This window comes from Leifsonia sp. ZF2019, from assembly GCF_019924635.1.
Lineage (GTDB): Bacteria > Actinomycetota > Actinomycetes > Actinomycetales > Microbacteriaceae > Leifsonia.
Genome location: NZ_CP065037.1, coordinates 248,119 through 273,273 on the forward strand (window position 1 = coordinate 248,119; position 25,155 = coordinate 273,273).

At 71.3% G+C, this 25,155-nt stretch carries 24 protein-coding genes; 17 read left to right on the forward strand and 7 right to left on the reverse strand.

Going from position 1 to position 25,155, the window contains the following annotated elements:
* The first annotated feature begins 10 nt into the window (after positions 1 to 10).
* Both IT072_RS01245 and IT072_RS01250 read left to right on the forward strand, forming a co-directional pair.
* A complete protein-coding gene (locus IT072_RS01245; RefSeq protein ID WP_223358990.1) occupies positions 11 to 895 on the forward strand; it encodes a carbohydrate ABC transporter permease in 885 nt (294 codons plus the stop codon).
* 3 nt (positions 896 to 898) lie between these two features.
* Positions 899 to 1,801 carry a carbohydrate ABC transporter permease gene (locus IT072_RS01250; protein ID WP_223358991.1) on the forward strand — a complete coding sequence of 301 codons (903 nt, stop codon included), beginning with the start codon at positions 899 to 901 and terminating at the stop codon, positions 1,799 to 1,801.
* 269 nt (positions 1,802 to 2,070) lie between these two features.
* Here IT072_RS01250 and IT072_RS01255 read toward each other — a convergent pair whose 3' ends face one another.
* Both IT072_RS01255 and IT072_RS01260 read right to left on the reverse strand, forming a co-directional pair.
* Positions 2,071 to 3,369: an MFS transporter gene (locus IT072_RS01255; protein ID WP_223360880.1), complete on the reverse strand. Its 1,299-nt coding sequence runs from the start codon at positions 3,367 to 3,369 to the stop codon at positions 2,071 to 2,073.
* Between the two features lie 5 nt (positions 3,370 to 3,374).
* A complete protein-coding gene (locus IT072_RS01260; protein WP_223358992.1) occupies positions 3,375 to 3,806 on the reverse strand; it encodes a MarR family winged helix-turn-helix transcriptional regulator in 432 nt (143 codons plus the stop codon).
* Positions 3,807 to 3,953: 147 nt separating this feature from the next.
* Here IT072_RS01260 and IT072_RS01265 point away from each other — a divergent pair, with 147 nt between their 5' ends.
* Entirely contained in the window at positions 3,954 to 4,808 is an 855-nt protein-coding gene (locus tag IT072_RS01265; protein ID WP_223358993.1) for an alpha/beta hydrolase, read from the forward strand.
* Positions 4,809 to 4,848: 40 nt separating this feature from the next.
* On the opposite strand, the gene IT072_RS01270 is transcribed toward IT072_RS01265, so the two are convergent.
* Positions 4,849 to 5,304 (reverse strand): SRPBCC family protein, encoded by a 456-nt coding sequence (locus tag IT072_RS01270; protein ID WP_223358994.1) that lies wholly within the window; start codon positions 5,302 to 5,304, stop codon positions 4,849 to 4,851.
* Positions 5,305 to 5,382: 78 nt separating this feature from the next.
* Between IT072_RS01270 and IT072_RS21220 the strand changes: the two genes are divergently transcribed.
* The 7 genes from IT072_RS21220 to IT072_RS01305 all read left to right on the forward strand — a co-directional run bounded on the left by IT072_RS21220 (position 5,383) and on the right by IT072_RS01305 (position 14,048).
* The gene (locus IT072_RS21220; protein WP_263282055.1) at positions 5,383 to 5,994 is read left to right on the forward strand and encodes a TetR/AcrR family transcriptional regulator; all 612 of its coding nucleotides are present in this window, start codon (positions 5,383 to 5,385) and stop codon (positions 5,992 to 5,994) included.
* Between the two features lie 56 nt (positions 5,995 to 6,050).
* Positions 6,051 to 7,100, forward strand: coding sequence for a lipoate--protein ligase family protein (locus IT072_RS01280; protein ID WP_223358995.1), 1,050 nt, complete (start codon positions 6,051 to 6,053; stop codon positions 7,098 to 7,100).
* 187 nt (positions 7,101 to 7,287) lie between these two features.
* Positions 7,288 to 10,581, forward strand: a complete 3,294-nt coding sequence (locus tag IT072_RS01285; protein WP_223358996.1) for an HtaA domain-containing protein — start codon at positions 7,288 to 7,290, stop codon at positions 10,579 to 10,581.
* Positions 10,578 to 11,726: a heme/hemin ABC transporter substrate-binding protein gene (locus IT072_RS01290; protein ID WP_223358997.1), complete on the forward strand. Its 1,149-nt coding sequence runs from the start codon at positions 10,578 to 10,580 to the stop codon at positions 11,724 to 11,726. The genes IT072_RS01285 and IT072_RS01290 overlap by 4 nt, the downstream gene beginning before the upstream one ends.
* A gap of 77 nt (positions 11,727 to 11,803) precedes the next feature.
* Positions 11,804 to 12,841, forward strand: a complete 1,038-nt coding sequence (locus tag IT072_RS01295) for a FecCD family ABC transporter permease (protein ID WP_223358998.1) — start codon at positions 11,804 to 11,806, stop codon at positions 12,839 to 12,841.
* Positions 12,838 to 13,680, forward strand: a complete 843-nt coding sequence (locus IT072_RS01300) for a heme ABC transporter ATP-binding protein (protein ID WP_223358999.1) — start codon at positions 12,838 to 12,840, stop codon at positions 13,678 to 13,680. The genes IT072_RS01295 and IT072_RS01300 overlap by 4 nt, the downstream gene beginning before the upstream one ends.
* Positions 13,677 to 14,048 (forward strand): hypothetical protein, encoded by a 372-nt coding sequence (locus IT072_RS01305; RefSeq protein ID WP_223359000.1) that lies wholly within the window; start codon positions 13,677 to 13,679, stop codon positions 14,046 to 14,048. The genes IT072_RS01300 and IT072_RS01305 overlap by 4 nt, the downstream gene beginning before the upstream one ends.
* On the opposite strand, the gene IT072_RS01310 is transcribed toward IT072_RS01305, so the two are convergent.
* The gene (locus IT072_RS01310; protein ID WP_223359001.1) at positions 14,008 to 14,292 is read right to left on the reverse strand and encodes a GNAT family N-acetyltransferase; all 285 of its coding nucleotides are present in this window, start codon (positions 14,290 to 14,292) and stop codon (positions 14,008 to 14,010) included. The two genes, IT072_RS01305 and IT072_RS01310, sit on opposite strands and share 41 nt — an antisense overlap.
* A gap of 72 nt (positions 14,293 to 14,364) precedes the next feature.
* Here IT072_RS01310 and IT072_RS01315 point away from each other — a divergent pair, with 72 nt between their 5' ends.
* The 4 genes from IT072_RS01315 to IT072_RS01330 all read left to right on the forward strand — a co-directional run bounded on the left by IT072_RS01315 (position 14,365) and on the right by IT072_RS01330 (position 17,973).
* Entirely contained in the window at positions 14,365 to 15,039 is a 675-nt protein-coding gene (locus tag IT072_RS01315) for a TetR/AcrR family transcriptional regulator (RefSeq protein ID WP_223359002.1), read from the forward strand.
* Positions 15,036 to 16,124 (forward strand): zinc-binding dehydrogenase, encoded by a 1,089-nt coding sequence (locus IT072_RS01320; protein WP_223359003.1) that lies wholly within the window; start codon positions 15,036 to 15,038, stop codon positions 16,122 to 16,124. The genes IT072_RS01315 and IT072_RS01320 overlap by 4 nt, the downstream gene beginning before the upstream one ends.
* Before the next feature lie 52 nt (positions 16,125 to 16,176).
* Complete coding sequence (locus IT072_RS01325; RefSeq protein WP_223359004.1) at positions 16,177 to 17,073, forward strand: DNA-methyltransferase; 897 nt, start codon at positions 16,177 to 16,179, stop codon at positions 17,071 to 17,073.
* Between the two features lie 75 nt (positions 17,074 to 17,148).
* Complete coding sequence (locus tag IT072_RS01330; protein ID WP_223359005.1) at positions 17,149 to 17,973, forward strand: phosphatase PAP2 family protein; 825 nt, start codon at positions 17,149 to 17,151, stop codon at positions 17,971 to 17,973.
* 75 nt (positions 17,974 to 18,048) lie between these two features.
* On the opposite strand, the gene IT072_RS01335 is transcribed toward IT072_RS01330, so the two are convergent.
* Positions 18,049 to 19,098 carry a LacI family DNA-binding transcriptional regulator gene (locus IT072_RS01335; protein WP_223359006.1) on the reverse strand — a complete coding sequence of 350 codons (1,050 nt, stop codon included), beginning with the start codon at positions 19,096 to 19,098 and terminating at the stop codon, positions 18,049 to 18,051.
* A gap of 101 nt (positions 19,099 to 19,199) precedes the next feature.
* Between IT072_RS01335 and uriH the strand changes: the two genes are divergently transcribed.
* The 3 genes from uriH to IT072_RS01350 are packed head-to-tail and all read left to right on the forward strand — an operon-like array spanning position 19,200 to position 22,539.
* Complete coding sequence (gene uriH, locus IT072_RS01340) at positions 19,200 to 20,186, forward strand: uridine-preferring nucleoside hydrolase UriH (RefSeq protein ID WP_223359007.1); 987 nt, start codon at positions 19,200 to 19,202, stop codon at positions 20,184 to 20,186.
* Complete coding sequence (gene uriT, locus IT072_RS01345; RefSeq protein ID WP_442786778.1) at positions 20,183 to 21,634, forward strand: uridine transporter UriT; 1,452 nt, start codon at positions 20,183 to 20,185, stop codon at positions 21,632 to 21,634. The genes uriH and uriT overlap by 4 nt, the downstream gene beginning before the upstream one ends.
* Positions 21,631 to 22,539 carry a ribokinase gene (locus IT072_RS01350; RefSeq protein WP_223359008.1) on the forward strand — a complete coding sequence of 303 codons (909 nt, stop codon included), beginning with the start codon at positions 21,631 to 21,633 and terminating at the stop codon, positions 22,537 to 22,539. Before uriT ends, IT072_RS01350 begins: the two co-directional genes overlap by 4 nt.
* Before the next feature lie 94 nt (positions 22,540 to 22,633).
* Here the strand turns inward: IT072_RS01350 and IT072_RS01355 are convergent, their stop codons facing one another.
* Both IT072_RS01355 and IT072_RS01360 read right to left on the reverse strand, forming a co-directional pair.
* A complete protein-coding gene (locus IT072_RS01355) occupies positions 22,634 to 23,656 on the reverse strand; it encodes a LacI family DNA-binding transcriptional regulator (protein ID WP_223359009.1) in 1,023 nt (340 codons plus the stop codon).
* A gap of 27 nt (positions 23,657 to 23,683) precedes the next feature.
* Entirely contained in the window at positions 23,684 to 25,153 is a 1,470-nt protein-coding gene (locus tag IT072_RS01360; RefSeq protein ID WP_223359010.1) for a GH1 family beta-glucosidase, read from the reverse strand.
* Between the last annotated feature and the right edge of the window lie 2 nt (positions 25,154 to 25,155).

A 25,155-nucleotide genomic window follows, 5' to 3' on the forward strand; every position in this document is an offset into this window, starting at 1 on the left:
CACCCGCACCATGAACTCCGTGCTCGGCAGCAGACGCACCGCCCTCCTCCTGGTCGGCCCCGCGCTCCTCGTCTACACCGCGATCACGCTCGTCCCGATCGTGTGGTCGTTCGGCTACACCTTCTTCTCCGGCGGCCTCATCCAGGGCTTCACCTTCGCCGGCCTCAAGAACTTCCAGACCTTCTTCACCGACCCGAACGCGTGGAACGCGCTGCTGTTCACGGCGAAGTACGCGATCATCGTGACCATCGGCCAGGTCGTCATCGGCTACCTGCTGGCGCTGATGTACGTGTTCTTCCTGCGCCGCGCCTCCAGCTTCGTCCGCACCGTCGTGTTCTTCCCGGTCGTGCTCCCGACCGTCGCGGTGTCGCTGCTCTTCCAGCGCATGTTCCAGCTGACCCCGCAGCCCGGCCCGGCCAACGCACTGATCCAGGCCTTCGGCGGCACCGGCACCGACTTTCTCGGGCACGCCGACAGCGCGTTCTGGGTGCTGATCATCATGGACATCTGGCGCTCGATGGGCTTCTACGCCGTGCTGCTCTTCGCCGGCCTGGTCGACATCCCCGACGAGATCATCGAGTCGGCGCGCCTCGACGGCGCGGGCCGCTGGTCCCTCGTGCGCAACATCATCCTGCCGCTGTCGGCGCCGGTGCTGCTCTCGTCGATCATCTTCTCCATCAACGGCACGCTGAAAGTGTTCGACTCCGTCGTCGCCCTGACGAACGGAGGCCCGGGCAGCGCGACCACGCCGCTGACCCTGTACATGTTCCAGACCTCGTTCACGTACGGCGACTACGGCTACGGCTCCACCATCGCGTTGATGCTGACCATCCTGTGCCTCATCGTGACCGTCTTCATCTTCCGCGGCTCCCGGCGCGACCTGACGAAGGGCTGACCCATGACCGCCGTCACCGACCTCGACCACGGCGTCGCGCTGAAGCGCGGGCCCGCAGGAGCCCCCGGCCGTTCGGGCCGCCGCTTCCTCGGCCGCCTGCCGATGAACATCCTCATCGGCCTGCTGCTGATCGTGGAGATCTACCCGCTGGTGTGGATCCTCCTCGGTTCGTTCAAGACGCAGGACGAGTTCCTCAACGACCCCTTCTGGACGCTGCCCAGCTCGTGGGACCTGAGCAACTACGTCAGCGCGTTCACGACGGGCAACCTGGGCCAGTACATCCTGAACAGCGTCCTCACCGTGTTCCCGGCGCTGTTCCTCATGCTGGCGCTCGGCGTCGCCGCCGCGTTCGCCCTCGAGATCCTGGTGTGGAAGGGGCGGGGCACCATCCTGCTGCTGTTCCTGGCCGGGATCATGGTGCCCGGGCAGATGGTGCTGCTGCCGTTGTTCTCCATCTACTTCAACCTGCAGCTGACCGGGACGCTCTGGCCGCTCATCATCACGTACACCGCGTCGGGTCTGCCGCTGACCGTGTTCATGGTGGCGACCTACTTCCGGGCGGTGCCGCGCGAACTGTTCGAGGCGGCCACTCTCGACGGTGCCGGAATGCTCCGGCAGTTCTGGTCCATCGGCGTGCCGATCGTGCGCAACGCGATCTTCACCGTCGGCCTCGTGCAGTTCTTCTTCCTCTGGAACGACCTGCTCATCGCGCTGACCTTCACCAACAGCGAGAGCCTGCGCACCATCCAGGTGGGCCTGCTCAACTTCACGGGGCAGTACGGGGCCATCCAGTACGGGCCGCTGTTCGCCGCGATCTGCGTCAGCATCTTCGGCACCCTGCTGCTGTACCTCTTCCTCAACCAGCGCGTGATGAAGGGCCTCGCGGCGGGCTCGGTCAAAGGCTGAGGGGCGCCCACCGACGAGTCGACGTGCCGCGGCAGCAATTCCGGAGACGAGCCCTACTGAGTACCGAATCTCCGGAGCTGCGGAGGAATTTACGGCGCGTCGGCGCGGAAGTCCGGAGTTCCGGAGTCTCGTCGGGTGCAGGCGGCGGCGCTGGGCAACGACGGAGTTCTCTGCCGCCACTCCGCTCAGTTCTCCGTCGGAACGGAGGATCGGGCAGCTTCGGCCTCCTTCTCCGGAATAGGTCGGGGGGCCGGGCGGGGCTCGGCGGGTCAGGAGGTGCGCGTGGCGGTGGCCTCGGTGTCCGCGAGCTCCTCGCGGAGCTGCTCGCGGGGGTTGAGCACGACGCGGGGGCGCACGCCGGTGAAGCGCACGCGGAGGCCGCGATACCTGACGAGGTAGAAGACGCCGACGAGGGCGGCGGCGAATCCGCTCGCCGCGCCGACGCCCATCGCCCATCGTGGGCCGAACGTGTCGGCGACCCAGCCGACGATCGGCGCGCCCACCGGCGTCCCGCCCATGAAGATCGCCATGTAGATGGCCATCACCCGGCCGCGCAGCACGGGATCCGTGGTCATCTGCACCGTGCCGTTCGCGGTCGTCATGAGGGTCTGCGACGAGACGCCCACGAGGATGAGCGCGATCGCGAAGAGCCAGTAGGTCGGCATGACGGCGGCGAGGGCGCATCCCGCACCGAACAGGGCCGCACCGGCGAAGAGCAGGGCGACGCGCGGGCGCTCGCGCCGCGCCGAGAGCAGAGCGCCGACGACCGAGCCGATCGCCATGACCGACGACAGGATGCCGTACTCGCCCGCCCCCTGGTGGAACACCGTCACGGACATGGTCGAGATGAAGATCGGGAAGTTGAGGCCGAACGTGCCGATGAGGAAGACCATCACCAGGATCACGAGGATGTCCGGGCGGTTGCGCACGTAGCGGAAGCCGTCGACGAGGCCGCCGCGCGTCCGCTTGGCCCGCTCCGTGCGGTAGAGCTGCTCGCGACGCAGGGTCATCAGCGAGAGGAGGACGGCGCCGAAGGTCGCGGCGTTGATGAGGAACACCCATCCCGCCCCCACTGCGGCCGTCAGCAGACCGGCGACGGCGGGACCGAGGAGCCGCGCCGCGTTGAACGACGCCGAGTTGAGGGCGACCGCGTTGGAGAGGTTGGGGCCCGCGACGAGCTCGGAGACGAAGGTCTGCCGGGCGGGCGCGTCGAACGCCGCGACCACGCCGAGCAGCAGTGCGAACACGTACACGTGCCACAGCTCCACCACGCCGGTGACGGTCAGCAGGCCGAGACCGAGGCCGAGCACTCCCATCGCGCCCTGCGTCGCCATGAGGAGCTTGCGCCGGTCGAGGTGGTCGGCCGCCCACCCCGTGATGGGGAGGAGGAGGAGCTGCGGGCCGAACTGCAGCGCCATCACGAACCCGACGGCGGCGGCGTTGTTGTGGGTGAGCTGGGTGAGGACGATCCAGTCCTGCGCCGTGCGCTGCATCCACGTGCCGACATTGGAGACCAGCGCGCCGGCGGCCCAGATGCGGTAGTTGACGCCGGCCAAGGAGCGGAACATGGCGCTCACGAGTCGGCGACCTCGCGCATGATCGCGGCGGCCTCCACCAGCACGGCGCGCTGCTCGGCGGTGAGGCCGCGGAGGCGCTGGTGCAGCCAGGCGTCGCGCCGGCGGCGCGTCTCGGCGACGAGCCCGCGCCCGGCCTCGGTCGGGACGACAACGACCTTGCGTCCGTCCTCGGCGTCGGCCGTGCGCGCGACGTAGCCCGCCTGCTCCAGGTGGTTGACGATGCGGTTCATCGAGGGCGGCTTGACGCGCTCGTGCTCGCTGAGCCTGCCGATCGTCCCGGAGCCCTCGCGCACGAGGAAGGCGAGCGTGGAGGTCTGGGAGTCGCTGAGCTCGTCGTCCTCCTTCTCGGCGCGCAGCCGACGTGAGAGACGCGCGACCGCGATGCGCAGTGCGCTGCTGAGGTCGTGCGTCGTGATGCGGGAAGCCACAAATACTTAGCCTAGCAATTTAGACTTGCTAAACAAAATGCCTCGCTGCGCCGAGGTTCACGTGGTTGCGGCCATCCGGCTCGAATGGGCGCAACCACGTGAACCTCAGTCGTCTGCCGGCGTCTATTTGTGGGTCAGAATGATCCCGTGCAGCACACCTTCACCGACGACGACGGCATCCGCATCCACTACGACGCGTATCCGGCCGTCGGTCCGGCGCGGGCCGCCGTGCAGATCGCCCACGGTGTCGGGGAGCATGCGGCCCGTTACCGGCCGCTCGCAGAGCGGCTGGCCGCCGCCGGATACGCGGTCTACGCCGACGACCATCTCGGCCACGGGCGCACGGGCATGGAGCAGTGGGGCGGCGACGCGACGAAACTCGGAAGGCTCGGTCCCGGGGGCCTCCGCGCGGCGATCCGGGACGTGCGCGCCTTCAGTCATCTCGTCCGGGCCGAGAACCCGGCTGTGCCGCTGGTCTACCTCGGACACAGCTGGGGCTCGCTGATGGGCCAGATCATCCTGAACCGGCACAGCGACGAGTACGACGCCGCCGTGCTCTCGGGCACGGCGTACCGGATGGTCGGGTCGATGAACAGCGGCGACCTCAACAAGCGGCACGCCCACCTGGGCACCACCGGGGCGGAATGGCTGAGCCGCGACCCGCGGGTCGCCGAGGAGTTCGTGGACGACCCGCTCACCACCCTGACTCCGCTGCAGAAGCTGTTCGGGCTGACGGACGCCGCGCGGATGCTGGGGCGCCCGGCGCGCGGGCTGGCCCGCGACCTCCCGCTGCTCATCCAGGTGGGGAGCGACGACCCGCTCGGCGGGGAGGCCTCCGCCCGCCGCCTCGAGCGGGCGTACCGCACGCGGTCCGGGCTCAGCGACGTCACCACGATCGTCTACCCCGGCGCCCGCCACGAGATCTACAACGAGACCAACCGCGACGAGGTCGTCGCCGACCTCCTCGCCTGGCTCGACCCCCGCCTTCCCGCGCGCGCCTGACCGGCACCTCGCGCTCGGACGGCCTCCGGCTCGTCGTGGTTCATCGGGACGCGCGGGCGCGGTGGTATGCGTCGAGGATCGGCGGCAGACCGGTCGTGAGCATCTTCTTCCGCACGCTGCCCAGCAGGCGCGCCATCGCGAACCCGCCGATGCCCGTGAAGCCCGAATGGCTCCAGGTGAATCGTGTCCCGCCCGGTGTCTCCTCGAGGAGGTAGCGCACGTCGGTGACCGCATCGCTACCCTCGTCGCCCCGCCAGGTGTAGTGCATCGCGTGTGGCGCGTCGACGCTGACGATCTCGCAGTAGACGGTCCCCGCCCACCCGATGGTCGGCTTCCCGACGAACCGGAATCGGGTGCCCGGCTCCGGCACGAAGCCCTCGGGCCGTCCGCCCTGCCCGGTGGTGGTCCACTGGGCGACCTGCGCCGGATCGGTCAGCACTGCCCACACCTCCTCGATCGGATACGCGTACTCGCGGACGATCTCGTATTCGGCCATCTGCCTCACCTTCTCGTTCGAGAACAATCTACCTATCGGTAGGTAGATTGTCTACCTCCGGGCAGGTAGACTGTCGCGGTGCCAGAAGCGAAGCGCGATCCCCGGAGGCGTGGAGCCGCCACGCGCGAGCGAGCCCAGCAGGTCGCCCTCCGGCTCTTCACCGAGCAGGGCTATGAAGCGACGTCCCTGCGACAGATCGCAGACGAGCTCGGGATCAACAAGGCGTCGCTCTACTACCACTTCGATGGCAAGGAGGCGATTCTCCAGTCGGTGCTCGACCAGCGCGGGGATGAAGCGGAGGGCCTCCTCGACTGGGCGCGCCGGCAGCCCCCGTCGCCGGGTCTGCTCCGAGAAGCGGTCTCCCGCTGGGTCGACTCGTTCACCACGGACAAGCTGCAGGGCATCCGGTTCCTCGCCGCCAATCCGAATCTGCTGTCGGGCTTCCATGGTCGTGTCGCGCCTCCGCGGGTCGGCGTCGGCCTGTCGGAGCTCGCGGAGCACCTGATCGATCTGCTCCCGACGCCGTCCGCCGCGGATTCCGTGATGCTCCGGATGGCCCTTCTCTCCATCAACGCCGCCGTCCAGGCGTCGGCCGGAACGGGCGTTCCCGACGAGGCCGTCGTCGCCGCCGCCCGCCGGACCGCGGACGTCATCACTGCCTCCCTCACCGCACCTGCCGCGACGGTGTAGCCGGTCCGGAGCGACGTGCTGCGGTTCCGTCGACCCGGCGGTTCTAGGGTGGTGGTATGCATGGTGAGTACAAGGTCCCGGGTGGCAAGCTCGTCGTCGTCGACCTGGAGGTCGTGGATGGCCGGATCAGCGGGTTCCGCCTGGCGGGCGACTTCTTCCTGGAGCCCGACACGGCGCTGGAGGCGATCGACGCGGCGGTGAACGGCCTACCGGCCGAGTCGGACGCGAAGACCATCGCGTCGGCCGTCAAGGACGCTCTTCCCGAGGGTGCCATCCTGCTCGGCTTCTCGCCCGACGCCGTCGCCGTCGCCATCCGCCGCGCCCTGGCCAAGGCGACCAGCTGGCGCGACTATCCGTGGGAGATCGTGCACGCCAAGGCCGTCTCGCCGTTGATGCACCTGGCGCTCGACGAGGTCCTCACGACCGAGGTCGGCGACGGACGCCGCGGTCCCACGCTGCGCATCTGGGAGTGGGACGAGCCCGCCGTGGTGATCGGCAGCTTCCAGTCGGTGAAGAACGAGGTCGACCCCGAGAACGCCGAGAAGTACGGCATCCAGGTGGTGCGGCGGATCACGGGCGGCGGCGCGATGTTCATGGAGGCCGGCTCGGTGGTCACGTACTCGATCTACGCGCCCGCCGACCTGGTGCAGGGGATGAGCTTCGCCGACAGCTACGCGTTCCTCGACGAATGGGCGATCATCGCCCTCAAGTCGCTGGGCATCGACGCGGTGTACCAGCCGCTCAACGACATCACGAGCCCGTCCGGAAAGATCGGCGGTGCGGCGCAGAAGCGGCTCGGCTCGGGTGCGGTGCTGCACCACGTCACCATGAGCTACGACATGGACGGCCAGAAGATGACGGAGGTGCTCCGCATCGGTCGAGAGAAGATCAGCGACAAGGGCATCACCAGCGCCGCCAAGCGCGTCGACCCGCTCCGGAGCCAGACGGGCCTCAGCCGCGCCGAGATCATCGAGCGGATGAAGCAGACGTTCGCGGGTCTGTACGGCGCGACGGAGGGCGACATCACGGACGCGGAGTACGCGGAGGCGGAGCGCCTGGTCGAGGAGAAGTTCGGCAAGGACGAGTGGCTGTACCGGGTGCCGTAGGCGCGCATCCACCTGACGAAGAGCCCGTATGCCGCTTCCGGCATACGGGTTTTTTCGTGCGGGCTCTTGCATTCATCCCTGAACGTTCTGTTAGGTTAGCCAAGGCTTAGTTAGCTGAGCCTTACCTAAACCTCACCGTCAGAGATCGCTGCGGATCGGCCCGTGCCGACCGTCGCTCAGGAGTGCCATGACAGCGTCCCGAACTGCTACGCCCGCCCCCGATCCCGAGAGGCGCGCGGCGCGCCCCGCGCGCCGCATCCTCGCCGCCGCGCTCGCCGGCCTGCTCGCCGCAGCAGGCATGACGGCCGTCGGCGCCACGCCGGCTCTGGCCGCGTCGGCGTCCGTCTCGGTCGCCCCGGCCACCGGCATCGATGCCGACAACGGCACCGTCACCGTCACCGGCTCCGGGTTCACCCCCACCGGCGGCGGCGTCAACGGCGTCTACGTGGGCGTCGGGCCCAAAGCGGCGCTCGACGACTCGACCTGGTTCGTCAACGCGTCGTTCTATCAGGGCGTCAAGTGGGTCAGCACCATCGCGGCGGACGGTTCGTTCACGTCGACGCTGACCGGACTGAAGAAGGTCTTCACGGCGAACGGCCGCACCGTGGACTGCTCGACCGAGGAGTGCGGGGTCTTCACGTTCGCCGCCCACGGCTCGACGGATCGCACCCAGGACACCTACACGCCGATCGCGTTCGCGGCACCGCAGCCGGCCAGCACCTCCGTCGCGCTCACCAGCAGCGCCGCGAGCGTGCAGGAGGGCTCGCCGGTCACGCTGACCGCCACGGTGTCGCCCGCGGACGTCGCCGGAACGGTGACGTTCGCCGAGGGCTCGACCACGCTGGGCAGCCAGGCCGTCTCCGCGGGCACTGCCGCCTTCACGAGCAGCGCCCTGGGCGTGGGGACGCACAGCATCACCGCCGCGTTCGCTCCAGCCGACAGCGCGGCGTACGGAGGCTCGACCTCCTCGGCCACGACGGTCACCGTCACCGCCGCCCCCCAGCCGACCGGCCCGTCCGTGACCGTCGCGCCCAGCACCGGGATCGACCCCGCCGCGGGCACGGTGACCGTCACGGGCTCGGGCTTCTCCACCACGGGCTCCGGCTTCTACATCGGCGTCGGACCCAAGTCCGCCGTGGACAACGCCGACTGGTTCGTGAAGGCGAGCTACTACCAGGGCGTCAAGTGGGCGACCACCGCCGGCACCTACGGCGCGAAGATCAACGCCGACGGCACCATCTCGATCTCTCTGACCAACCTGAAGCGCGTCTTCACGTCGAACGGCGCGTCGGTCGACTGCGCCGCCGTCGAGTGCGGCGTCTACACGTTCGCCGCGCACGGCTCCGCCGACCGCAGCCAGGACACCTACACCCCGATCGCCTTCGCCGAGCCGAAGACGACCACCACCGAGCTCTCGGTGAACGCGACGGCCGTCCAGGCCGGCCGCACGGTCACCCTCACCGCGACCGTCTCGCCGGCCACGGCAGGCACGGTCGAGTTCTTCGACGGCACGACCTCGCTCGGCTCGAGCACCGTCACCGACGGCGTCGCCTCGCTCGGCACGACCTCGCTCGCCTCCGGGGCTCGCTCGCTCACGGCGGCCTTCACCCCCAGCGACGCGACCGTCGCCACGGCGTCGACCTCCTCGGCCAGCACGGTCACCGTGTACGGCGACTCGGACGCGCTCCCGGTGCTCGTCAGCCTCTCGGTCACGCCGGCCACCGCGGTCGAGGGCACCGAGCTCACCTACACGGCCACCCTGTCCGCGAACCTCGAGGGCGACGACCTGCCGACCGCGTTCCCCGGCTCGATCGTCTTCGGCGAGGGTGGCGGGACGTCCGGTCCCGACGCCGGCAGCAGCTATGGCACCGTCTCCGTCACCGGGAACACCGCGGTGTTCCGCACCTCGACCCTCGCGGTCGGCGAACACAAGGTGCGCGGCTGGTACACGCCGGCGGATGCGACGACGTTCGCCTCCGCTCGCTCCAACTCGATCACGGCCACGGTGACGGCCAAGCCGGTCACGCCGGGCGTCCCGACCGTGAGCGTGCCGCAGGTCCCCGCGGGCGGCGGAACCGTCACGGTGACCGGAAGCGGCTTCTCGACCGCCTCGCCCGGGATCTACCTGGCCCTCGGCCCGGCGGGCCTGCGCGGGTTCTACCAGGACTCGGCCCGGCTGATCCCGAGCCAGACGGTGTGGATCGCCGTGGGCAACCCCTCGGTGCCCTCCGGCACTACCCGCACCGCGCCGCTGAACGCGGACGGCACGTTCGCCGTGGACATCACCGTTCCCGCTCCGGACGCGATCACACCCGCCTACGCCGTCTACACCTCCAAGGCGCACGGCCAGGGCCTGGTCGACACGACCCAGGACACGAACACCCCCGTGGCGTTCGCCTCGTCCGGCACCGCGGTCACGCCGACCGTGACGGTATCGACGTCCAGCGGCACCGGCAACACGGGCGACCCGGTCGACGTCACCGTGCGGGTCACCCCCGCCGCCGAGGGCACGATCGCCATCCTCGACAACGGCAAGGTCGTCGCCAGCGGGCTCCGCCTCGTCGCGGACACGGTCGCGCCGGCGTCGGGCGTCGTCACCTTCGCCGCCCTCGCCGCTGCGAGCTCGTCGTCGGTGACCGCACGGGTGCCCGGCCTCGCCTCCGGAACGCACGCCTTCTCGGCGAGCTTCACGCCGGACGACCCCACGTTGTTCACGCCCGTGGTCTCGCCCTCCGTCGACGTCGTCATCGCCCCCGCGGCCGCCGTGACCCCGCAGGCCCCGGCCCCCGTCGCCGCGGTGCAGCCGACCTGCGTGGCGCGCGCCGTCGGCGACGCGACGCTCGACTGGGGCGTGAAGACGAGCTTCCGCAACTACATCAGCGGTGGCATCGCCAACGGATCGTGGACCCTCTCGGGAGTGACCTACGCCGGCGGCCAGTACGGCTGGAGCGGCGGAAAGGGCAGCTTCAACCCGGACGAGACGCGCGGACTCGTGCGCTATTCGGGCTCGGTCTCGTTCACGGGACACGACGGAGTGCTGAACCTGGTGCTCTCGAACCTCGCGACCCGGGTCACCAGCGCGACGCAGGCGACCCTCATCGCCGACGTCCACTCGACCGACATGAGCGGCAACCCGAGCGACTACTCGGGCGTCTCGTTCGCGACGATCGCGCTCGGCGGCGGCACGGCCTCCGGCTCGACGTTCGCGGTCGACGGCGCGGCCACCGCGCTGACCGCGGACGGCGCCAAGGCGTTCGCCGGCTTCTACAACGCGGGCGACGCGCTGGACCCGATCTCGTTCCGGTTCCCGCTCGGCGGCGAGGTGGAGTGCGACAGCACCACCGCCTCCTCGCTGGCGTCGACCGGCAGCACCGGCTCGGCCGCCGTGCCCCTGCTCGGCGGTCTGCTGATCCTCGCGGGCGTCGCCGCCGTCGCGGCCATGCGCCGCCGGTCGGTGCGCGCGGACGTGGAGGCTGTGTGACGCCCGACGGCACCTCGCCCATGGGCGGCGCTTCCCGCGCCGCCCATGGGCGTTCCCGCACCCTCCGCGCCGCGCGCGCTGTCGCCGTCGCCGTCCTCGTCGGCGTGCTGACGGGATGCGCGGCGGGCACGCCGGCGGTCTCGCCGACGAGCGCGAAACCATCGCCCTCCGCGACCGTGACCGGCGAGACGCTCCCGGACCCCCGCACCATCACCGGCCCGTCGACGGCCGCCTCCATCGCCGAGATCGTCCCCGTCGAGAAGAGCCCGAAGCCGTCGCTGCCGGTCACGGTCACCGACACGACCGGCACCTCCGTGACCGTCACCGACACCAGCCGCATCCTCGCCCTCGACATCTACGGCACCCTGGCCGAGACGGTCGTCGGGCTGGGCCTGGGCGACAAGCTCGTCGGGCGCGGCTCCTCCAACACGCTCGACGTGATGAAGGACCTCCCCCTGGTCACGCAGAACGGCCACGAGCTCAACGGCGAGGCGATCCTCGCCCTGCGGCCCACACTCGTGCTCACCGACACCACGCTCGGCCCGCGCGAGGTGCAGGACCAGCTGCGCGCCTCCGGTGTCCCCGTCGTGTTCTTCGACCCGAAGCGCAGTATCGCGACGGTCGGCGAGCAGACGCGGGCGGTCGCGCACGCGGTGGGGCTCGACGCCGTCGGCGAGAAGCTGGTGAAGCGCACGGACGAGGAGCTCGTCGCGGCCAAGGCGGACATCGCGAAGCTCGCCCCGCGCTCCGACGCGGACAGGCTGCGCGTCGCGTTCCTGTACGTGCGCGGCACCGCCGGGGTCTTCTTCCTCTTCGGCAAGGGGATGGGCGCCGACGACCTGATCTCGGGCGTCGGCGCGGTGGACGTCGCCTCGGCCGCCGGCATCACCGGCGCGAAGCCCGCGAACAGCGAGGCCCTGCTGGCGACCAACCCGGACGTCTTCCTGATGATGACGGACGGACTCGAGTCGACGGGCGGCGTCGACGGCCTCCTGAAGCGGCCCGGGGTGGCGGACACCCTCGCGGGTCAGCACCGGCGCATCGTCGACATGTCCGACGGGCAGATCCTCTCGTTCGGTCCGACCACGCCCGCGGTGCTGCGCTCGCTCGCCGACGCGCTGTACCGGCCCGGGGCGACGGGATGACCGCTCACGGCGTACGCGCCGGTCGGACCTCACGCGCGGGCCGGCCGGAGCAGCCCGATCGCTCGACCGTCGCCGCTGTGACCAGGGCGCGCGGCCGGCGGGCGCTCGTCATCGGAGCGATGGTGGTGCTGCTGCTCGCCGTCGTGCTGACGTCGTCCGCTCTCGGCCAGTTCTCGCTCTCCCCGGCCGAGATCGTCGGCTCCTTCGCGCGCCGCCTCGGCCTCGTGCCGTCGGCGCCGGCCGACGCCTATGCCGATGGCGCACTCTGGAACGTGCGGTTCCCGCGCCTCGTGCTCGGCCTCGTCGTCGGCGCCGCGCTCGGCGTCGCGGGCGCGCTGATGCAGGGCGTGTTCGCGAACCCGCTCGCAGAGCCCGCCGTGGTCGGCGTCTCCGCGGGCGCCGCGGTCGGGGCGTGCGCCGCCATCGTCTTCGGGCTGCAGACGTTCGGCGCGGCGACCGTGCCGGCGGCGGCGTTCGTCTCCGGAGTGATCACGACCGTGCTCGTCTACGTGCTGGCGCGCGCCCGCGGACGCACCCGCGTGCTCATGCTCGTGCTCACCGGCATCGCCGTCAACGCGATCGCCAATGCAGTGATCGCGCTCTTCGTGTTCCTCGCCGACACCGCGAGCCGTGAGCAGATCATGTTCTGGCAGCTCGGCTCCCTCAACGGCGCGTCCTGGTCGGCGGTGGGCGTCACCCTGCCGCTGCTGGTCGTCGGCGTCGTCTGCGCCTGTCTGATGTCGCGGCGCCTGGATGCGCTCGCGCTCGGCGACCGCAGCGCCCGCCACCTCGGGGTGCCCGTCGAGCGCGTGCGGCTGGTCTCCATCCTCCTGGTGGCCCTGCTCACCGCGGTCGCCGTCTCGTTCGCCGGGATCATCGCCTTCGTCGGCCTGATCGTGCCGCACCTGCTCCGGCTGCTGATCGGACCGGGGCACGGCGCTCTGCTGCCCGCGAGCGCCCTCGGCGGCGCACTGCTGATCTCGATCGCCGACGTGGTCGCCCGCACGGCCATCCCGTTCGCCGACCTGCCGATAGGCATGTTCACCGCCCTGGTCGGCGGCCCCGTGTTCTTCATCCTGCTGCGGAGGACCGTGGCGGCGGGGGAGAGCGCATGAGCGCGCCGGCCCCGGGGGGCGCGGCGATCACGACCGGCGGAGCGGAACTGCACGGCGTCGGTGTGACGATCGCCGGCCGTCGCATCCTCGACGGCGTCGACATCGCCGTCCGCCCGGGCGAGCTGGTGGCCCTCATCGGCCCGAACGGAGCGGGCAAGTCGACCGCGCTGGGCGTGCTCGCCGGCGACACGGCTCCTGACAGCGGCGTCGCCCTGATCGGCGGGCGGGACGCGCGCACGGTGAAGGTCGCGGAGCTCGGCCGGATGCGCGCCGTGCTGCTGCAGCAGAAGGGCGTCTCGTTCTCCTACCCCGTGCGCGAGGTCGTGGCGATGGGACGGATGCCGTGGGCGCGCACGCCGCAGAGCAGCGACGATGACGCCATCGTCGCCGACGCTCTGGAGCGCACGTCCACGGAGCACCTCGCGGATCGCGACGTGACCACGCTCTCCGGGGGTGAGCTCGCCCGCGTCTCCCTCGCCCGCGTGCTCGCCCAACGCTGCCCGATCGTGCTGCTCGACGAGCCGACGGACGCGCTCGACCTCGGCCACCAGGAGCAGGTGCTCGCCCTCGCCGCCGAGCTCGCCCGCTCCGGCTGCGCCGTGCTCGCCGTGCTGCACGACCTCAACCTGGCGGCCGCGTACGCCGACCGCGTCGTGCTGCTGAGCGACGGCCGCGTGGTCGCCGACGGCACGCCGGAGGACGTGCTCACGGCCGAGCGGGTGGCTGCGGTCTACGCCTATCCGGTCGATGTCATCCCGCACCCGGGGAGCGGGGCACCCTTGGTGCTTCCTGTGCGTCCACCGGGTGCGCGACGCCCCTCCGGTACCATCGAGGGGTGAATTGGTGGGTCGTGGGCGTCATCGTGGCGCTCGTCGTGGTGATCGTCGTGGCCGTGCGGCTCGGCTGGATCGACCTCTCCAACAAGACGCAGCGCGGCTCCGGCACCATGACCGGCGCCCTCGGCGGATCGTTCGACGAGATCTTCGCGCCGACCCGGCACGAAGCGCAGCAGGAGCTCGACCGCCAGTCGTTCCTCCCCGCGCCCGCACCCCTCCCCGGCGACGGCGAGAAGGGCGTCTGGGAGGGCGGCAAGATCACGATCGACGTCGGTGCGCAGGGCAACGGCCAGCGCGCGGCGGGCCGCGACGTCGACGACGACGGCCGGGCTACCGTCGTTGCAGGTCGGCGTACTCGGGATGCTCGCTGATCCAGCTCCGCACATAAGGGCAGGACGCGACCACCCGACGCTCTGAGTTGTCGCGCACGTCATCGAGCGCCGTCTGCACGAGCGTCGACGCCATCCCCTTCTCACGTTTCTCCGGGTCGACCTCGGTGTGCGTGAACACGATCGCGTCGTCCCGCAGGTCGTACTCGGCGACGCCGATGCGCTCGCCGTCCTTGTAGAGCGCGTAGCGCGACTCGTCCGGTTCGTTCTGCACGGTCAGGCTCATGGGGCTCACGCTACCCCGGATGGCCGCCGAGTTTTCTGGACGCGTGTCTAGAAAATGGCGTAGAGTCACGGTGTGACCCCCTCCGAGAGGACGACGCCGTCCGAACCCGCCCTCGCCGCCGTGCGCGGCGGCCTGCGTGATTCGGCCGATCCGCGTGTCCAGCGCACCCGCCAGAAGCTGTTCGACGCCGTCGAGCGGCTCTCCGCCCGGCCGGGGGAGGTGACGGTGAGCGCGATCGTCGCCGAGTCCGGAGTGAGCCGCGCCACCTTCTACACGCACTTCGCCGACATCGACGAGCTGGCGCTGCGGATGCAGGAGTCGGCCTTCGCGGCGATCGCCGCCTCCGAGCGAGACGGGCACGCGGGCGACCACACCGCCGCGATGCTCGACTCCCAGCGCCTGCTGGTCGAGCACTATGCCGACCACCGCTCGCTCTACGCCGCCGTCTACCGCCTGCCCGCGGGACGCGGCGTGCAGGCGCGGGTCGCCTGGGTCATGGCCGGGAGCATCCGGTCGCACATCCAGGACACCGGCGCGCTGCCGGCCGGGCTCGACGTCGACCTCGCCGCCACCTACATCGCGAACGCCGCGACCGGCCTGCTCGTGTCGTGGGTGCTCGGCGAGGTGGAGGCCGAGCCCGAGCAGCTCGCCGAGCACCTCCTCGAACTCATGCCCGCGTGGATGCATGCCGGGCACCCCGCCGCCGGAGACACCGGCGACATCACACCCGAAAGGAACACCCCATGAAAGCAGTCGTCGTGCGCGAGATCGGCGCAGGCTTCGAGACCGCCGAACTGCAGATCGCGACACCACGGGGCCGGGAAGTGCTGCTCGACGTCAAGGCGTCCGGGCTCTGCCACACCGACCTGACCATGTCGCGTCACGAGATGGGCACACCGCTGCCCGCCGTCTTCGGTCACGAGGTCGCGGGTATCGTCACCGAGGTCGGCCCCGATGTGACCGAGCTCGCCGTCGGCGACCACGTGGTCGGGTGCCTCGTGCAGTACTGCGGCGCGTGCGAGAGGTGTCTCTCGGGTCGCGTCTACCAGTGCCTCCACCCCGAGAAGACGCTCCGTGCCGACGACGAGCCGGCCCGGCTCAGCGAGGACGGTTCCCCGGTCTTCCAGGCGTTCGGGCTGGGCGGCTTCGCGCAGCAGGCTCTCATCCACGAGAACCAGCTGGTGAAGGTGCCCGACGAGATCCCGTTCCCGCAGGCCGCGCTGCTCGGCTGCGGCGTCGTCACCGGTGCGGGAGCCGTCATCAACACCGCGAACGTGCAGGCGGGCGACTCCGTGGTCGTCATCGGCGCGGGCGGCGTCGGGCTCAACGCGATCAACGGGGCCCTGGTCGCCGGGGCGGCCACGATCATCGCGGTCGACATCGCCGACGACAAGCTCGAGAAGGCGCGCAGCTTCGGGGCGACCCATGTCGTCAACTCGACCGCGGGCGACCCTGTCGCCGCCGTGCTCGGGATCACCGGCCGGGGCGCGGACGCGGTGTTCGACTTCGTCGGCATCAAGCAGGTCGCCGAGCAGGGCCTCCAGATGGTCGCGCCCGGCGGGGGTCTCTACCTCATCGGCGTGATCGACCCGACCTCCGAGATCGCGGTGCACCAGGTCGGCCTGATCGGCTCCCAGCGCCGCATCCAGGGCGTCTACATGGGCTCGACGACCGCCAAGCGCGACATCCCGCTCTACGCGAACCTGTACCTCCAGGGGCGCTTCGAACTCGATGCGCTGCTGTCGAAGGAGATCGCGCTCGACGAGATCGAGCAGGGGTACGAGGCCTTGAAGGACCCGAACGTGACCCGCGTCGTCGTCACCTCTCTCTGACCGGCCCGCTCCGCACGGAGCGATGGCGGCGGGGCGCTGCGAGAATGGACCCATGCTCGAGACCGTCCCCGCCGCCGGCGCGCCCGCGCCGTTGTGGCACCCCGCGGCCCCGAGCACCGTCGTGCACGCCGACAACCTCGACGTCGTCGCCGCCCTCCCGGACGAGTCGTTCCGGCTGATCTACCTCGACCCTCCCTTCAACACCGGCCGGTCGCAGGCGCGGCGCGCGATGAAGGCCGTGCGGTCGGAGCCCGGCGCGGGAGGCAGCGTGATCGGCTTCAAAGGCCGCAGCTATGAGCGCATCAAGGGCGACCTCCTCAGCTACGACGACCGGTTCGAGGACTACTGGGAGTTCCTGGAGCCGCGGCTCATCGAGGCCTGGCGGGTGCTCGCCGACGACGGGACGCTGTATCTGCACCTCGACTACCGGGAGTCGCACTACGCGAAGGTGCTGCTCGACGCGCTGTTCGGCCGTGAGAGCTTCCTCAACGAGATCGTGTGGGCTTACGACTACGGGGCCAAGTCGAAGACCCGCTGGCCGGCGAAGCACGACACCATCCTCGTGTACGTGAAGAACCCCTCCGCCTACTTCTTCGACTCCTCCGCCGTCGACCGGGAGCCGTACATGGCGCCCGGGCTGGTCACACCCGAGAAGGCGGAGCTGGGCAAACTGCCGACCGACGTGTGGTGGCACACCATCGTGTCGCCGACGGGCCGCGAGAAGACGGGCTACCCGACCCAGAAGCCCGAGGGCGTGCTGCGCCGCGTCGTGCAGGCGTCGAGCCGCGAGGGCGACTGGGTGCTCGACTTCTTCGCCGGCAGCGGCACCACCGGCGCGGTGGCCGCCGCGCTCGGCCGGCGCTTCCTCCTGGTCGACAGCAACCCCGAGGCGGTCGCCGTGATGCGGGACCGTTTCGCCGGGCACGAGCGTGAGGTGCGCTTCGTCTGAGCCGGAGCGCCTGCGCGGCGCCTTCCCGGCGACCGTCCGGAGTTTTCCGAGCCGTCTGTGGAAGGGTTGGTGACTATGCGACCCGTCCTGCGAGCCCTGCCCTTCCTGTGGGGAGCGATCGGGACCGCACTCGCCTTCACCGGCGTCTACTTCCTGTTCGTGCGCAGCTACGTCGGCCAGGTGATCGACGAGCGGGCGTTCGCCGGGGCGGACGCGTGGAAGGGCGATCTGATCGACTTCGCGCACACGTTTCTCAACGCGCTCCCGGTCGCGGCGGTGTTCATCGGCGCGGTGATCGCGCTCATCGTGGTGATCGTCCGGCGCAACTGGCTGGTGTTCGCGGTCGCCGTCGGCGCCGCCATCGGTGCGAACGTCAGCACGCAGATCCTCAAGTACTCCATCCTGTCGCGGCCGGAGAAGGGCGTGGACGCCGGGCTCGCCAACTCGTTGCCATCCGGGCACACCTCGGTGGCGGCGTCGGCGGCCCTCGTCGTCTTCCTCGTCGCGTCCCCGCGGTTCCGCCCGCTCGCGGCGGTGGTCGGGGCGGTCTTCACCATCGCAGCGGGAGCCTCCACGCTCGTCGAGCAGTGGCACCGGCCGAGCGACGTGATCGCCGGGATGCTGGTCGTCGCGTTCTGGGGCTGCATCGCCGGGCTCGTGCTCAGCGGTCTGCGCCTGCGGCCGGCCGACCCTCCGGTGCGGACGAAGCTGTGGCCGCTGGTGTGGATCGCCGTCGTCTGCGCGGTGGGTGCACTGGTCTCGCTGCTGGTCACCTACTTCTCGGCGCAGCAGGGATCGTCGCACCTCTTCATCGCGTACGCGGGCGGCGTCGCCGCGATCGTGGCGACGGGCTTCCTCCTTGCCGCGCTCGGCAACCGCGTGTACCGCGCGCTCCCGTAGCGCTGTCGATTTGGTCCAAATGTCGCGATAGCCGGGCGCCATTCCCGCGATTTGGTCCAAATGTCGCGCCGGGGATCAGGTGGAGGCGCGGATGGTGAGGGTTGCGGCGAGGGGGCCGGGAGGTGCCTCCGGGAGCGCGACCAACGGAGTCGCGTCGGCCGGCGGAGGCGCCGGCGCGACGAGTGCCAGCAGCCGGTGCGCAGCCGCGCGGCCCAGCGCATCTCCGGGGAGGGCGACGCTGGTCAGGCTCGGGGCGGTCACGGCCGAGGCCGGGAGGTCGTCGAACCCGGCGACGGCGAGGTCCTCCGGAACGCGGATCCCCGCGGACGCGCACGCGGCGAGGACCCCGTGGGCCAGCGTGTCGGCAGCCGCGACGACGGCGGTCGCACCGGCGGCACGCCAGGCGGGGAGGGCGGCGAGCGTCGCCGCGGCGGCCTCCGCGAGGTCGGGCCCGCTGCGCACGTCCGGCTCGGCGAGCAGGATCATCCCGTGCCGCTCGGCCGCCGCGCGCAGCAGCTCCCGCCGCAGCGTGTAGGTGGCGGCCGGTGTCGCGCCGTCGAGGTAGCCGATCACGCGGTGCCCGCGGGCGGCGAGGTGCCGGGCGAGGGCCTCCACGCCGGGAGCGAGGTCGTAGTTGACGGTGGCGGCGCGCTCCTCGAGGCCGGGAGCATCCAGCAGCACCAGCGGGATGCCCGGGGGGACGTCGTCCAGGAAGTCGGAGCCCGGCGCCGAGACGAGCAGCCCGGCCGGGCGCAGGGAGGAGAGGCGGCGCACGTCGGAGGCGGTCGGCTGCTCGCCGCTCGCCGCGGCGGAGAGGAGCAACTGGTAGCGCTCGCTGAGCTCCTCCTGCACGCCCTTGATCACGCGCCCGAAGAACGGATTCGGGAGGTCGGGGGCGAGGAGCACGACGATGTCGCTCGTCCCGCGGGCCAGCGCGCTCGCCGCACCGTCGACCACATAGCCGAGCTCGGCGACGGCCGCGAGCACGCGAGCGGCGTTCTCGTCGGAGATGCGGCCGCGGGCCTTGCCGTTGACCACCAGCGAGACGGTCGCGATGCTCGTGCCCGCGCGCTCCGCGACCATCGCGGCGGTCACCCGGCGCGGCGCGGGGGAGGGCGTCGACATGCTCTCGATCGTATCGGCGGCACCTCCCGGTTTGCGGCGTCAAGCGCTTTACGCTTACAGTGTCAAGCGTTTGACGTCCTCGACGAAGCGGAGGCTCCCCGATGGAGAAGATCATCCTGGACTGCGATCCGGGGCATGACGACGCGATCGCGCTCATGCTGGCCCACGGCAGTCCCCACATCGACCTGCTGGCGGTCACCACCGTCGCGGGCAACCAGACCCTCGAGAAGGTGACCCGCAACGCCCTGGCCGTGGCCCGCGTCGCGGGGATCACCGGCGTGCCGTTCGCCGCCGGCGCCGACCGGCCCCTCGTGCGTCCGGTCGAGGTCGCCCCGAGCATCCACGGCGAGTCCGGCCTCGACGGCCCGCAGCTGCCCGAGCCGGCGTTCGAGCTCGACGAGCGGCACGCGGTGCAGCTCATCATCGACACGGTCATGGCGCACGAACCGGGGACGGTCACCCTCGTCCCGACGGGTGCGCTCACCAACATCGCGCTCGCCGTGCGGCAGGAGCCGCGCATCGTCGAGCGCGTCAAGCAGGTCGTCCTCATGGGCGGCGGCGTGCACGTCGGCAACTGGAGCCCGGTCGCGGAGTTCAACATCGTGATCGATCCCGAGGCCGCCGACATCGTCTTCAGCGCCGGATGGAGAGTCGTCATGTGCGGCCTCGACGTCACGCACCAGGCGCTCGCCACCCCCGCTGTCGCGGAGCGCATCGAGCGTGTCGGCACCGCCCCCGCCCGGTTCGTGGGGGAGCTGCTCGAGTTCTTCGGCCGCACCTACGCCGATGTGCAGGGCTTCGACAGCCCGCCCGTCCACGACCCCGTCGCCGTCGCCTACGTGATCGACCCCTCGGTCGTCCGCGCCGTGCAGATGCCCATCGTGATCGAGACGCAGGGCCGCCTGACCACCGGGATGACGGTCGCCGACCTCCGCTCGGCTCCCGCCGCCGACTGCCCGACCTGGGCTGCGATGGAGCTCGACCCCGAGCGTTTCTGGGGCATGGTCGTCGACGCGCTCGAGCGCATCGGCGAGCCCGCCGCCCTCGAATCCGCGATCGCCGACCTCGCCGCGGGAGATCTCGCGTGAGCGCCACCGCCCCCACCCCGGTCGCAGCGGTCGGAGGCCCGGGGCGCCCCGTCCGCATCGCGGCCCTGACGGCGGCGTTGCTCGCCGCGTGCGTCGCCTTCCAGCTCAACGCCAGCATGATGAGTCCCGTGCTCGTCACCATGTCGCACGAGCTGAACACCGATGAAGCCACCATCGGCCTCTCGCAGACGCTCTTCTTCACGATCGCCGCGCTCTTCTCGCTGTTCCTCCCGCGCTTGAGCGACATCGTCGGCCGCAAGCGCGTGCTGCTCGGGATGCTCGTCGTCATGTTCGTCGGCAGCGTCGTCGCGGCCCTGGCCATGAACGTGGGCATGCTGTTCGCCGGTCGCCTCATCCAGGGCGTCACCGGGCCGGTCGTGCCGATCTGCCTCCTGATGCTGCGCGCCGAGATCACCGATCCGCGCAAATACGGTGCGGCGATGGGCCTCCTCACCGCGGTCAACGGCGGCATCGCCGGCATCGACGCCATCGCCGGCGGCTGGCTGGCGACGACCTTCGGCTTCCGCTCCGTGTTCTGGACGATCGCCGTCATCACCGTGATCGCCGTGGCGATGGTCGTCTTCTGGGGCGCCGAGTCGCGGCCCTCCGCGGGCGTGCGGATGGACTGGTGGGGCGTGCTCCCCCTGGTCGTCTCCATCGGTGCCCTGCTCACGGGCCTCAACGAGGCGGGCCGTCTGGCCTCGGCGAACTGGCTGCTCGTCGCGCTCTCCCTCGCCGTCGCCGTGATCGCCTTCGCGATCTTCTGGCGGGTGGAGAACCGGGTCGCCCAGCCGCTCGTGCCCACCCCGCTCCTGAAGCGCCGCGCCACCTGGGCGCTGCTCACAACCACTCTGCTCACCATGACCGGCGTGTTCGCCGTCGTGAACGGCCTGGTGACCTCCCTGGCCCAGAACGCCGACGCAGGCTTCGGGATGGCGCCCGACCTGGCCTCCCTCGCCTTCCTCACCCCGTACGCCATCGTCGGCTGGATCGTCGGTCCGCTCGCAGGCCGCCTCGCTCCGGTGCTCGGCTACCGCCGCATCCTGCGCATCGGCCTCGCAGGCACGATCGTCGCGACGGTCGCGATGGCGTTCGTGGGCGTGCACTCGCTGCCCGTGCTCATCGCGACCACTGTGGTGATCGGCATCGGCTACGCGGGCATCGGCAACATCATGCTCAACGGTCTGGGCATCGTGCTGTCGCCGGCGGAGAACCCCGGCTTCCTGCCCGGGCTCAACGCGGGCGCGTTCAACCTCGGCGCCGGGCTGAGCTTCGCGCTCCTCCCGGCCCTCCAGGTCGCGACCTCGGCCGCGCCGAGCTCGACGACCGGATACTCTGCGGGCATGATGCTCGGAGCCGCAATCACTGCCGGAGCCCTCGCCGTCTCGTTCCTCATCCCGCGCCCCGCCTCGGCCGAGGTCGTGACCGAAGCGGCGGGCGCGCGATGAGCGGCCGCATCCTCGTCGTCGGGTCGCTGAACGCGGACCTCGTCGTGCAGACCGCCGCCTTCCCGCGGCCCGGAGAGACCGTCACCGGCGGCGATCTGTCGACCGGCGCCGGTGGCAAGGGCGCCAATCAGGCTGTCGCCGCCGGGCGTCTGGGCGGTGCAGTGAGCCTCGTCGGCGCGGTCGGTGCGGATGCCCACGGCGAGCTGCTGCGCGCGTCCGTCGCGGGTGCGGGCGTCGATGTCTCCACGGTCGCGGTGCGCGACGATGCGGCGACCGGGACCGCGCTCATCACCGTGGACGCGCACGGCGAGAACACGATCGTCGTGTCGCCGGGCGCAAACGGCACACTCGCTCCGGCCGACCTCCCGGACTCCGCCGTGGCGGGGGCCGCCGTGCTCGGACTGTGCCTCGAGGTCCCGGAGGACGTGGTCGTCGACGCGGCGCAGCGCGCACGCGCGTCCGGTCTGACCGTCGTGCTGAACCCGTCGCCTTTCCGCGCGGAGGCGCGCGGGCTGCTCCCGCTGGTCGACGTGCTCCTCGTCAACGAGGGGGAGGCCGCTGCGCTGCTCGGCGTCGCGGAGGACGCGGCGCCCGGGGAGCTGCGCGACGGCTTCGCCGCGCTCGGCATCGCGCGCGCCGTGGTGACGCGCGGGGCCGACGGCTGCGTGGTCATCGACGCCGCCGCCGCCCCCGTCGCCGTCTCTGCGGTGCGGGTCGAGGCCGTGGACACCACCGGCGCCGGGGACGCCTTCATGGGCGCGCTGCTGCTGCGCCTCGCCGACGGCGACTCCCTGCTCGACGCGGCCCGCTTCGCGGTCGGCGTCGGAGCCTTCGCCGCCTCCCGCGCCGGAGCGCAGGCCTCCTACCCGACCTCCGACGCCCTGGCCGCCTTCCTCCGCCGCTGACCCCCATGCAACATTCGTGCCGAATGGTGCGATAGCGGCGCTCGATCGCACCATTCGGCACGAATGTGCGACGAAAGGGAGAGGGGGAGGGGCGCTAGGTCGACTCGCGGATGACCAGCTCGGTGGGGAGGAGGGTGACGCGCTCGACAGGCTCACCCTGGATGCGGCGCACCAGCACGCGGGCCATCGTCTCGCCGAGCCCGATGGACGGCTGGTGCACGGTAGTCAGCGGCGGCGCGGCGGTGATGCCGAAGTTGTCGTCGTCGAAGCCGACGACGGCGATGTCCTCCGGGATGCGGAGGCCCGCCTCCCGGATCGCGGAGTACGCGCCCGCGGCCATCTGGTCGTTCGCGGCGAACAGGCCGTCGATCGGCACGCCGCGGGCGAGCAGCCTCCGCATGGCCTCCTTGCCCGAGAGCGGGGAGAAGTCGCCGAGCTCGATGAGCGAGGTGTCGAGGCCGTGCGCGTCGAGAGCCCGCCGCCAGCCGGTGAGGCGGTCGAGGCCGGCGGGCATGTCCTGCGGGCCGGTGACGAGCGCGATGTTCCGGCGGCCCCGGGCGATCAGATGCTCGGTGGCGCCCGCGGATCCCGAGACGTTGTCCACGTCGACGAAGTAGGAGTCGCCCATCGCGTCGCCGACGGGCCGTCCGCCGAACACGATCGGCAGGGTCGTTCCGAGCTGTGCGTAGGAGTGGTCGCCGGAGTGGTGCGAGACGACGAGCGCGCCGTCCACGTTGCCGCCCATCAGATAGCGACGGGTCTTGTCGGGGTTCGTCTCCGACGAGATGACCATGTTGAGCGTGTACTCGGTGTCGGCGAGGCTCAGGGCGACGCCCTGCACGATGGAGGCGAAGAACGGGTCGGCGAAGACCTTTGCGGTCGACTCCGGCACGACCAGGGCGATCACCTGGGTGCGGCGGGAGGCGAGGGAGCGGGCGGCGCGGTTCGGGACGTAGTTGAGGTCGGCGATGGCGGCCGTCACCACGGCGACGACCTCCGGCGTGACCTTCGGCGAGCCGTTGACCACGCGGGAGACCGTGGCGCGCGAGACCCCCGCGCGTGCCGCCACCGCCTCCAGGGTGGGGACGGCCGCGGCGTCCGCCGGCTCGGTCCTCATCGGTCTCCTTCTCGTCCGTCGTCCATGTTAGGCGCGTGCCGGGGCGATGCCGGCTTCGGCGGCCCGCGCTGCGGCGATGACCCGGGCGAATGCGCGACCCGACTCCTTCACCGTGCGCGTCTGCGTCCCGTAGTCCACCGACACGATGCCGAAGCGCTTCTCGTAGCCCCACGCCCACTCGAAGTTGTCGAGCAGCGACCATACGAAGTAGCCGCGCACGTCGGCGCCCTCGCCGATCGCGGCGTGCACAGCGTCGATGTGGGCGAGGATGTACGCCTCGCGGTCGGTGTCGACGATGCGTCCGTCCGGGTCGGTCGCATCGTCGTAGGAGGCGCCGTTCTCGGTGATGTACAGCGGAGGGAGCGTCGGGTAGTCGGCGGTGAGGCGTACCAGGAGGCGGCGGAGGCCGTCGGGGTTGACCTCCCAGCCCATGGCGGTCGTGGGCAGGTGCCGCGACGGGAAGGTCACGAACTCGCTGCCGACGAACGGCGTCGACGTCGGCCGGTCGGTCGGGACGATCGCCGGGGGAGTGCCGGCCGGCAGCGGGTGGCCGCTGACGTTGTCGTCGTGGTAGTGGTTCACGCCCAGGAAGTCGAGCGGTTGTGCGATCACGTCGAGGTCGCCCTCCCGCACGAACTGCTCGAACCGGTGCTCGCTCAGATCCTCCAGCACGTCGGCGGGGTAGGCGCCCAGCAGCAGCGGCTCCAGGTACATGCGGTTCCACAGCCCGTCGATCCGGCGCGCGGCGTCGAGGTCGGCCGGGTCGGCGGGGTCGTTCGGGACGGCGGTGGTCAGGTTGAGGGTGATCCCGAGGCGGAGGCGCTCGGCGCGGCCCGCATCCCCGGCGGTCGTGGCAGGGAAGCCCGCCCGCTCGCGGATCGCCTGCGCCGCCAGCCCGTGCGCGAGGTGCTGGTGGTGCAGCGCGGCGAGGGCGGCGGCCGGCTCGCGGCGACCCGGCGCGTGCTCGCCCGCCGCGTAGCCGATGAGGGACGAGCAGAGCGGCTCGTTGAACGTCGTCCAATGGTCGACCCGGTCGCCGAGGGCGTCGTAGACCGCGAGCGCGTAGTCGCGGAAGCGGTAGGCCGTGTCGCGGTTCGCCCAGCCGCCGCGCTCCTCCAGGGCCTGCGGCAGATCCCAGTGGTAGAGGGTCAGCCAGGGGAGGATGCCCGCGCCGAGCAGCTCGTCCACCAGCCGGCTGTAGAAGTCGATCCCGGCCGGGTTGACGGCGCGGTCGCCCGGCCTGACCCGGGCCCAGGAGGTCGAGAAGCGGTACGACTGGAGGCCGAGCGACGCCATCAGTGCGACGTCCTCCGGCATGCGGTGGTAGTGGTCCACGGCGCGCTCCGGGGTGTCGCCCCCGGCGATGGCGTTCGGGACGCGGGCGAAGGCGTCCCAGATGGAGTCCTCCTTGCCGTCCTCGTGGGCGGCGCCCTCGATCTGCGCGGCGGCTGTGGCGGAACCCCACAGGAAGCCGTCGGGCCAGCGGTCGTCGGTCATTC